Annotated in this window: 4 protein-coding genes; 3 read left to right on the forward strand and 1 reads right to left on the reverse strand. The window is 64.4% G+C overall.

The features are described from left to right. The 3 genes from EN750_RS17490 to betB form a co-directional block, all read left to right on the forward strand. Positions 1 to 818, forward strand: an 818-nt coding sequence (locus tag EN750_RS17490) for a pyridoxal-phosphate dependent enzyme (protein ID WP_127397154.1), incomplete at its 5' end; no start/stop codon positions are given. After that, positions 811 to 2,463, forward strand: coding sequence for a choline dehydrogenase (gene betA / locus EN750_RS17495; protein ID WP_127397155.1), 1,653 nt, complete (start codon positions 811 to 813; stop codon positions 2,461 to 2,463). The genes EN750_RS17490 and betA, both read left to right, overlap by 8 nt. A 57-nt stretch (positions 2,464 to 2,520) precedes the next feature. Next, complete coding sequence (betB, locus tag EN750_RS17500) at positions 2,521 to 3,984, forward strand: betaine-aldehyde dehydrogenase (RefSeq protein ID WP_127397156.1); 1,464 nt, start codon at positions 2,521 to 2,523, stop codon at positions 3,982 to 3,984. Between the two features lie 8 nt (positions 3,985 to 3,992). Here betB and EN750_RS17505 read toward each other — a convergent pair. Beyond that, the coding region (locus tag EN750_RS17505) for an AGE family epimerase/isomerase (RefSeq protein ID WP_145967742.1) at positions 3,993 to 5,210 on the reverse strand (1,218 nt) is incomplete at its 5' end.

The following is a 5,210-nucleotide window of genomic DNA, read 5'->3' on the forward strand; positions in this document are numbered from 1 at the left end:
ATTGGCGCCTGAAGCAGCTTTCCACTGATGAGGCCAGGAAAGGCGTCGTCGCCTACTCCTCCGGCAATTTCGCGCAAGGGCTGGCGGCTGCCGGCCAGGCGCTCGGCATTCCCGTCACCATCGTCATGCCGATCGACGCACCGACCGCCAAGCGTGATGCTACGGCCGGCTATGGCGCCCGCGTCGTGCTGACCGACCAGGGCGAACGCGCGCGTGAGGAAGTCGCCGCCGCCAAGGCACGCGAGATCGCCGAGACCGAAGGCTTGGCCCTGCTGCATCCATTTGACGATCCGGAGATCGTTGCCGGCCAGGCGGGCGCCGGCCTCGAAGCGCTTGACCAACTCGAAGCCAAAGGCGCCAGCGCCGATCTTTTGTTCTGCTCGGTCGGTGGCGGTGGGCTGATCGGCGGCGTTTCGCTCGCCTTCCACTATCTGTCGCCCGCCACTGAGATCATCGGCGTCGAACCTGAAGGTTTCAACGGCATGGGCTCGTCGCTGGCACATGGCAGCATCGAGACGATGCCGATCGGGCCGAAGTCGATCTGCGACGGGCTGATGTCGCGACGGCCGGGCGACGCGCCTTTCGCGGCAGTCAAGACCGCCGGTGTTCGCGGCATCACCGTCGACGACCAATCGGTGTGCAGCGCCATGCGGATCGCTTTCGAGCGCATGAAGCTGGTGCTCGAGCCCTCGGGGGCCGCCTCGCTCGCCGCACTGCTCGGCGGCAAGGTGGATGTGAGGGGCAAGACCGCCCTTGTTGTGGCTACCGGCGGCAATGTCTCGCTCGCCGATTTCATGGCGCATATGAACCATGCTTGAAGCAGATTTCGTCATCATCGGCTCCGGCTCGGCCGGCTCGGCCATGGCCTATCGCCTGTCTGAAGACGGCAAGCATTCGGTCATCGTCATCGAATTCGGCGGCAGCGATATCGGGCCGCTGATCCAGATGCCGTCGGCGCTGTCGATCCCGCTCAACATGAGCCTCTATGACTGGGGCTTTGCCAGCGAGCCGGAGCCGCATCTCGGCGGCCGTGTGCTGACGACACCGCGCGGCAAGGTGATCGGCGGCTCGTCCTCGATCAACGGTATGGTATATGTGCGCGGCCACGCCCGCGATTTCGACCATTGGGCCGAAGAGGGTGCGGCCGGCTGGGGCTTCGCCGACGTGCTCCCCTATTTCAAGCGTATGGAAAATTCGGACGGCGGCGAGGATGGCTGGCGCGGCCATGGCGGGCCGCTGCATGTGCAGCGCGGCTCGCGTAAAAATCCGCTCTATGGCGCCTTTGTCGAGGCTGGTCGCCAGGCCGGGTTCGAACTGACCGAAGACTACAATGGTTCCAAGCAGGAAGGGTTTGGGCCGATGGAGCAGACCATCAGCGGCGGTCGCCGCTGGTCGGCGGCATCGGCCTATCTGAAGCCGGCGCTGAAGCGCAAAAACGTAAGTCTGGTCAAGGGCTTTGCGCGGCGGGTGATCATCGAGAATCAGCGCGCCATCGGCGTCGAGATCGAAGCTCACAAACAGATTCAGGTTGTTAAGGCGCGACGTGAGGTGATTGTCGCCGCATCGTCGATCAATTCGCCGAAGATCCTGATGCTGTCCGGCATCGGCCCGGCCGAACATTTGCGCGAAAACGGCATTCCGGTGGTGGCCGACAGGCCCGGCGTCGGCCGCAATTTGCAGGACCATATGGAGCTCTACATCCAGCAGGAATCATTGCTGCCGATCACGCTCAATTCGGTGCTGAATCCGTTCTCGAAAGCGCTCATCGGGGCGCAGTGGCTGTTCCTCAAGACCGGGCTTGGCGCCACCAACCATTTCGAAGCGGCGGCCTTCGTGCGCTCGCGCGCCGGCGTTGACTACCCCGATATCCAGTACCATTTCATCCCGGCGGCAGTCCGCTATGATGGCAAGGCGGCTGCGAAATCGCACGGCTTCCAGGCGCATGTCGGACCGATGCGCTCGAAGTCGCGCGGTTCGGTGACGCTGCGTTCGCCGGACCCGAAATCCAAGCCGGTGATCCGCTTCAACTACATGTCGCATCCAGACGATTGGGCGGAGTTCCGCCACTGCATCAGGCTGACGCGCGAGATCTTCGGGCAGTCGGCGTTCGACCCCTATCGCGGCAAGGAAATCTCGCCGGGCAGCCACATGCAGTCGGACGACGAGCTCGACATCTTCATCCGCGATCATGCCGAGAGCGCCTACCATCCTTGCGGCACTTGCAAGATGGGCCGCGCCGACGACATGATGAGTGTCGTCGATCCGGAGTGCCGGGTCATCGGCATCGAAGGCTTGCGGGTCGCCGATTCGTCGATCTTCCCGCGCGTCACCAACGGCAATCTCAACGCGCCCTCGATCATGACCGGCGAGAAGGCTTCCGACCACATCCTTGGCCGCACGCCGATGGCGCCGTCCAACCAGGAACCATGGATCAATCCGCGCTGGCAGGCGTCGGACAGATAGAGCACGATCGTGTGACTGCACGATCCGCATGCCGCGAAAGACAATCTGGAGACTTCCATGCGCGCTCAGCCCACGGCATCGCACTATGTCAACGGACGCTACATCGAGGACGAAGGCGGCGCGCCGCTGCCGGTCATCTATCCGGCAACCGGTGAGATCATCGCCATGCTGCGCTCGGCGACGCCGAACGTGCTGGAACTCGCCGTCGAGGCAGCGCGGGCGGCGCAGCCCGCCTGGGCGCGGCTGAAGCCGGTCGAGCGCGGGCGCATCCTGCGCCGCGCCGCCGACATATTGCGCGCCCGCAACGCCGACCTCGCCCGCATCGAGACATTGGATACCGGCAAGGCGATCCAGGAAACGCTGGTGGCGGACGCCCCTTCGGCGGCGGACTGCCTTGAATATTTCGGCGGTGCGGTTGCCGCCTACAATGGCGAGTGGGTCGATCTCGGCGGACCCTTCGCCTACACAAGGCGCGAAGCGCTCGGCGTCTGTGTCGGCATCGGCGCCTGGAACTACCCGATCCAGATCGCCGGCTGGAAATCGGCACCGGCGCTCGCCATGGGCAACGCCATGGTGTTCAAGCCTTCGGAAAACACACCGCTTTCAGCACTCGCGCTGGCCGAGATCTACAGCGAAGCGGGGCTGCCTGACGGCCTGTTCAATGTCGTGCAGGGCTATGGCGATGTCGGCGCCGGGCTTGTCGGCCACGATGTCGTCGCCAAGGTCTCGGTGACCGGCTCGGTGCCGACCGGCCGCAAGGTGCTGTCGCTCGCCGGCTCGAAGATGAAGCACGCGACGATGGAGCTTGGCGGCAAGTCGCCGCTGATCGTGTTCGACGATGCCGACATCGAGAACGCCATTGGCGGCGCCATGCTCGGCAATTTCTATTCGACCGGGCAGATCTGTTCCAACGGCACGCGCGTCTTCGTGCAGAGCGGCATTCACGACCGCTTCGTCGAGCGTCTGATCGAGCGGACCAAGAAAATCCGCATCGGCGACCCGCTCGACCCCGAAACCCAGATGGGGCCGCTGGTTTCCAAGGCGCAGCACGACAAGGTAGTGGGCTATATCGAGATCGGCAAGCAGGACGGAGCAACGCTTGCCTGTGGCGGCAACGTGCCTTCGCTGCAGGGTTTCCAGGGCGGATTCTTTGTCGAGCCAACGGTGTTCACCGGCGTCACCGACACAATGCGCATCGCCCGCGAGGAGATTTTCGGGCCTGTCATGAGCGTGCTGAAATTCGACGGTGAGGACGAGGTGATCGACCGCGCCAACGACACCGAATTCGGCCTTGCCGCCGGCGTCTTCACGCGCGACCTGCCGCGCGCCCACCGCGTCATTGCCGAGCTGCAGGCCGGCACCTGCTGGATCAACGCCTACAATCTGACGCCGGTGGAAATCCCGTTCGGCGGCTTCAAGCAGTCGGGCATCGGACGTGAGAATTCATTGGCGGCGCTGGCACTCTATTCGCAGCTGAAGTCGATCTATGTCGAGACGGGCGACGTGGCGAGCCCGTACTGATCAACCCTCTACGCCTTCGGGTCGGCCGTGCTGTCCAGATACTGGGTCAGCGCACAGACCAGATGATAGAAGATGCTGGCCGGCACGTCCGATGCCAGTGAGCGGCCGCGCTCGTCGATGCGGTCGATCCACAGGCCGAGCGGCGCCGGGTCGATGTGCCAGCGAAACAGCCGGCCGACGCGCGCTTCGATCTCGGGCTTCAGGTCCGGCCCGCCCGAACCATCCAGCGCGATAGCCGCCTTCACCGCTTCGGCCTGCGGCCAGCTGCGTGATATCAGGTCGAGCGGCAGGCCCTGCCGCGAGACGGCGCCATAGGCAAGGCCGGTGGCGCGGTTGAGGCCATTGGCAGTGGCCGACGCGTAAAGTTTTCTGGCAAAGCCGCTCAATTCGGCCTGGCCGCTGCGTCCAGCGAAATCGACCAGCAGCGAGGCCCACTCGAAATGGTGGCCAGGCTCGGTCCATGACCCTTTCTCTCCTGCGGATGGCTTCCATTCGGCATCGAAATACTCGCCAAGCGTCCAGCTTTCCGGATCGAAGAAATGACTTCGGAAGAGGTCGATGATGCGCGCTGCGCGGCGCAGATGGGCGCGCTCGCCAGTCGCCTGATGCCAAGCGAGGAAGGCCTCGAGCAGATGCATATGCGGGTTGGAGCGGCGCTCGCCTTTGCCGTCCGATGTCTCGAGGAAGCCGGTCATGCGGCTGTCTTCGAGATGCGCATCGAGAAAGGCGAAGGTTTCCTCGCCGAGGCGCAAGGCGTCTGGATTGCCAGACATATGCGCATGCGCGAGCGCCAGGAGCACGCAGGAATGATCGTAGGCATCCTCGGTGGCGTCGGCGACCGAACCGTCGACATTCAGCGTCCGAACCCAGCCGCCCTTGTCGGTGCGGCCCTTGCCGGCCATGAAGGCGATGCCGTGGCTGATCAGCCGGTCGGCCGGACCGTCCCAGCCGCGCGCTCGGGCGACGGCGAAAGCATAGACCTGCCTTGCCATGGTGCGCATGCGCTTGGGCTTCATCAGCGGCGAGGCGTCCAGGCCGAGCGCTTCGTGAAAGCCGCCATGGCGTTCGTCGACCCCCGATGTCGACCACAGCGGCAAGGTCTCCTGAAACAGCCAGTGATGCACGCGCCGGCGCCAGGCGCCGCTTTCGATGACGCGGTCATGCGCCGGCGTGAACCTGGTTTCCAGGCGACCCGATTTTTCGAGCTGCTCGACGATCTTCTTGAC

Origin of the sequence: Mesorhizobium sp. M7A.F.Ca.ET.027.03.2.1 (assembly GCF_003999175.1) — a bacterium.
Classification (GTDB): Bacteria; Pseudomonadota; Alphaproteobacteria; order Rhizobiales; family Rhizobiaceae; genus Mesorhizobium.

Coding starts and splice junctions, on each gene's coding strand:
- betA (WP_127397155.1), top strand. CDS start 811: ATGCTTGAAGCAGATTTCGTCATCATCGGCTCCGGCTCGGCCGGCTCG.
- betB (WP_127397156.1), top strand. CDS start 2,521: ATGCGCGCTCAGCCCACGGCATCGCACTATGTCAACGGACGCTACATC.